Consider the following 4,712-nt stretch of genomic DNA (forward strand, 5'->3'; position numbering starts at 1 on the left):
TTATGCCTTAGTTCAGCTTTATTTCTATTCTTACAGAGCTCTTTATCAAGCCTTACCAAGAACTCTGCCATGAGCATTTTAGCCACTTCGCAGCCTATTTCAAAAAAACTTCTCTCAATCTCCTTGAATGTTACCTTATTTACCGATAAACTATTCATATCACGATCCCTTTCGTTTGGTTTCTTGTCAATTCTCAAACTACAGGAAAATCGTGATTATGGGAAGACCTATTTTAGGTTCTTCCCATATTTTTATTTAATTTGCCTACGATAATTTTACTCTAAGATCAATACTATCTCAATTAATGTTTTGGTAATCAAATTCATATACCATGTTAAGGTTATGAACTCCGAACAACGTAGGTTCAGTTTAGTTTCAGTATCATAGATTAGAAAATAGGGAGCTCGCCCATCCGTATCAGTCACCTCTATCACTACCTGAAGAGCGCCAACCATTCCGGTGCCTGCGACAACCTCGTCCGCACCCGTTGCCTAATCCATCGCAAAGACGGTATTCCCCGCCTTCAATCAAAAGAACCTTGCCGTTCACCAGAGACTCGGCCAGTTTCTTTCTTGCTTCGACATAAATACCTTGGACAGTAGTTCGTGCAACATTCATCTGTTTTGAGCATTCCTCCTGTGTGAATCCCTCTAAGTCTATGAGTCTTATGGCTTCATACTCATCAACGGTCATTTTTATATAATTCTTTTCACCTAAATTTGCATCAAGAGGCCCAAACATGCTTCTTTCGGGTAAACAGCATATTTTTCTCCATTTCATCGGTCTTGGCATAATCTTATCGCCTCATTTCCAAAACATTTACAACCGGAACGTCCTCCGGTTACGTCTAATGACCATTATAGGTTCTCTAATTGCTTATCAATAGCTTCCAGACGCTTCTCTAATATAGTTTTTTGATTCTGAAGCAATTCTTTTTGTGTTTTTGGAATTACTCCATCAATTGTAAAACATCTGCCAAACCATCTTCCAAAACCACGTCTGCAAGCAAGTCCCAGACCTAATCCGAGACCACGACCAGTGCCATATCTTGCTGCATTAGCACCAGCACAAAATCCAAAACCTCTACCGGTCATTGGTCCAGCACCTATTGGGCCAGTTCCATTGCTTCCAGGCATACCGTTCACCTCCTAATAGTTTATGACATATGTCATTTATATTTTTTATTATGCCCTATTTTTGACATATGTCAATAACTGTTTTTAATTTTATTAAATGTTCCATTATCATAGCATGATAGTGGATTTTAACTATATCATCCTGAACTCTGGATATGATGCTAGATACATTTACTGGCGGGTCAGCCTTTTAGGCGGCAAATCTATCACTGCTATCAATCCAAAATTTTCCCAAACGCCTATGCTGGAGAATGAACATGAATTGCCTGTATGTCCTGCCGGACATACTTACTATTACAATTCAGGAAAGAACTATCCTAAAGAAGAGCACGCATCGAATCTTAATTTCTTATACGATCCTAAATAATGGATTTAAGTCCTCTTTATTCCGGGGTACTAAAAACTCTTTGTAAAATCTGCCTTGGTTTGCATGACCCAACATGCAAAAACCCGGCTGTCATCTGCATGACAAAATAATAGAAGGGTATCATAACTACCTATCTTTTTATTAAAGACGTATGCAGTTGCAACAACTGCGATAATATTAAAGCTCTATAAATTACAAGTAGGATCTATAGTAAATTCACTTCCCAGTCTTGAAAATGCTATAATGTCCTCTTTTAACTTTTCAGAGCACGTATAAATTTTAAATATCAGGCATTTCTCATTAATCCTCAATAATCTATTTGAGTGGAATGAATGAATATATTATAACACCTGCCACTCCAGCTCCAGCAATTGTAAGTATCGGATGCAATTTAAATTTTATCAGTACTATCAGCGAAGCCACCAAAATAGCTATGCCCCCAAAATCAAAAAAGCTTGCAGGTTTGTTGAAAGCATAATTAAAAACTTCTATAGAAAAATTCTCTTTAAAAATAGCAGTTTTTGCTACAAAAAACGCTGCAGCTGCAATTAAGCCGGTAATAACCGGTCTAACACCATAAAAAACCAAGATGTTTACAGGTTTCTTTTGGATCTTGAAGAAAAAGCTTGAAACAATAAGAATTAGTAGTATTGATGGCAATGAAACACCTATAGTTGCAAATATACTTCCGAATAGTCCTGCTGTTTTATATCCTACAAATGTTGCCGAATTTATAGCAATAGGCCCTGGGGTCATTTCAGCTATGGCAATAATGTCTGCAAACTCAGAAGCCTTTAACCATCCGTTCATTTCGATTTCCTTTTGTATCAATGGGATCATGGCATATCCGCCACCAAAACTGAATAGTCCAATCTTAAAAAAAGAAAAAAGCAATTTAAGATATATCATTATTTAACCTCTTTTCCTAAAATTTCTTTCACTTTTTCAGGCCAAAACCAGTAAACCGCTAGACCGAAAACAGCTCCTCCTATTATTGCAAATATTGCATGGATACTAAATCCAATGACCAGCGCAAATCCAACAAAAGCAATTATTAAACCTACTTTATCCTTTATGGCAGTTTTACCTACTTTATAAGTAGCTAAAATAATAAGGGCGACAACTGCCGGCCTGATTCCGGCAAAGGCAGCTTTTACAATTAGATTATCACCGAATTTACTGAAAAAGGCCGCAATTATAGCAATAATTAGGAATGAAGGCATTATCACTCCAAGTGCCGCTGCTACAGCTCCTTTTCTTCCGAAAATTTTAAACCCGATAAAAGTCGCCGAATTTATTGCAATAGCACCAGGAATTGATTCAGATACAGCAATAATATCTGTAATCTCTTCTCGTTCAATCCACCTCTTTTTTTCTACTGTTTCCTTCTCTATTAATGGTATCATGGCATACCCTCCGCCAAAAGTAAAAAGGCCGATTTTAAAAAAAGTAATAAAAATATCCTTAAGCCGCTTTATATCGCTTGAAATCATTTATTTATACCCCCGTCAGATTATGTTGATAAGACTTTTTCAATCATTAAAGCTGCTGCACCGACAGCAATAGCATTTTCCTGAAAAAATCCTCCTCGGCTGAACTGTATAATATTCTCACCTTTCAAATAGTATTTTTTTAAAGCTACACCCTTACATGTATCAAATAGAAGTTTGCTATGCTTAATAAGTGATCCGCTTAAAATTATTAGTTCTGGATTTAGCAGGTTTATGTAATTTGCCAGTCCAACACCTAATATAGTACCTGCACTAATAATCACTTCTTTTGCTAGCTGGTCACCGCTCTTAGCTGCCCTGCATATATCAATATAATTTATCTCTTCAGGTACTCTCCTTATATTGGTTATACGGCCCTTTTTCAGCTCAGATGCAAATTTCTTTACTATGGAAGGAATAGACGAATAACATTCAATGCATCCATAATTACCGCAATTACAAAAATCACCGTCTACATCTATTACCATATGGCCGAAAGCATCTTCAGCATCATTTATAGTTCTGACAATCATTCCGGATGAAATTGCACCTGTTCTTATACCAACCCCACAGTTGATATATACAATATTATTTAAACCTTTCCCTGCTCCATAAGTATATTCAGCCCAAACGGCTGCGTTTGGACCGTTATCAATTGTTACTGGCAGTTTAGTAATATCTTCCACCATATCTTTTAGGTGAACATCATTCCAACCTGTAGCTGAAAAACTTCTTGGATTAAGCATTTTCCCTTTTATTCTGTCTAAAGGTCCAACTGTACCTATTCCTATACCTATTGTCGAATCTTTGCTAATCGACAACTTCCTTGAAGCATCATCAATAAACTGGGAAATCGCATGTACTACCTTGTGCGGTGTGCTGGATTCATCCATAGGGAATTGTTTCTGGTACAGGATATTTGTTTTTAGATTTGTTACAACCATCTGCGTGTATGTTCTTGATATATCGACACCTATCAAATAAAACTGGTGAGGGTTTACATCATATAATATGGGCTTTCTTCCTCCTGTAGATTCACCAATTGAAGATTCAACAATCAGCTTTTCATTCTCAAGTGGCTGCATAATTCTATTTAATGTACTTAGTTTCATTCTGGTTATATCTAAAATTTCTCCTTTAGTTAACGGACCTTTTCTTAATATTATATTAAAAACAAATCTCGCTTCTTTTTTCAGATTTAATATAATATTTAAAGCATTTGCCAATACTAATCACCACCATTGACATTGTTAAGCTTTGATGAATTATAAAAATATTATAATAACTTTTTACCATTTTGGCAATAAGTATGTTTCGTTTTATAAAAGACAAAATATGTTTAATGTTGTATATATTTATAAATCAGACACTATCTATTTTTATCCCTTAGATTCTAGCTAATTCTCCTCAATTCAAACCAACAAAATTTAGTTATCTGGCCTTTCCAGACTTTTTTCTTGCCCAGGATTTATCTGCTTTATATAACCTATCCTACATGTAGGGTATATTACTTTCAGGTATTCCTGCTCCTGTATATACGATTCAACTTTTATTGCTTTCTGACTTACAATTAAAGTTATAGCAATTCTTCCTCTCCCTTAATATACTCTCGTTTTCTTCACTTATCTTCGTTTTTCGCAGAATTTCACTTCGATTTGCTTAAGCTTTCCCCCTAGATGTTGCATAAATCTGGTAGCTCTGTGGTTTCAGGCAGAGAAA

Annotated in this window: 6 protein-coding genes; all 6 read right to left on the reverse strand. The window is 35.8% G+C overall.

Annotated features, from left to right (window positions below; genetic code table 11):
- Positions 1 to 158: ISLre2 family transposase (locus GXX20_08915; protein HHW31776.1), on the reverse strand; the 158-nt coding region annotated here is incomplete at its 3' end.
- 259 nt (positions 159 to 417) lie between these two features.
- Positions 418 to 792 (reverse strand): DUF134 domain-containing protein, encoded by a 375-nt coding sequence (locus GXX20_08920; protein HHW31777.1) that lies wholly within the window; start codon positions 790 to 792, stop codon positions 418 to 420.
- A 65-nt stretch (positions 793 to 857) separates the two neighbouring features.
- Positions 858 to 1,136, reverse strand: coding sequence for a DUF5320 domain-containing protein (locus GXX20_08925; protein ID HHW31778.1), 279 nt, complete (start codon positions 1,134 to 1,136; stop codon positions 858 to 860).
- Positions 1,137 to 1,818: 682 nt separating this feature from the next.
- Positions 1,819 to 2,412, reverse strand: coding sequence for a chromate transporter (locus GXX20_08930; GenBank protein ID HHW31779.1), 594 nt, complete (start codon positions 2,410 to 2,412; stop codon positions 1,819 to 1,821).
- Entirely contained in the window at positions 2,412 to 2,996 is a 585-nt protein-coding gene (locus GXX20_08935) for a chromate transporter (protein ID HHW31780.1), read from the reverse strand. Before GXX20_08935 ends, GXX20_08930 begins: the two co-directional genes overlap by 1 nt.
- A 20-nt stretch (positions 2,997 to 3,016) precedes the next feature.
- On the reverse strand, positions 3,017 to 4,219 hold the full coding sequence (locus GXX20_08940) for an ROK family protein (GenBank protein HHW31781.1): 1,203 nt from the start codon (positions 4,217 to 4,219) through the stop codon (positions 3,017 to 3,019).
- Between the last annotated feature and the right edge of the window lie 493 nt (positions 4,220 to 4,712).

Source organism: Clostridiaceae bacterium (genome assembly GCA_012840395.1).
Classification (GTDB): domain Bacteria; phylum Bacillota; class Clostridia; order Acetivibrionales; family DULL01; genus DULL01.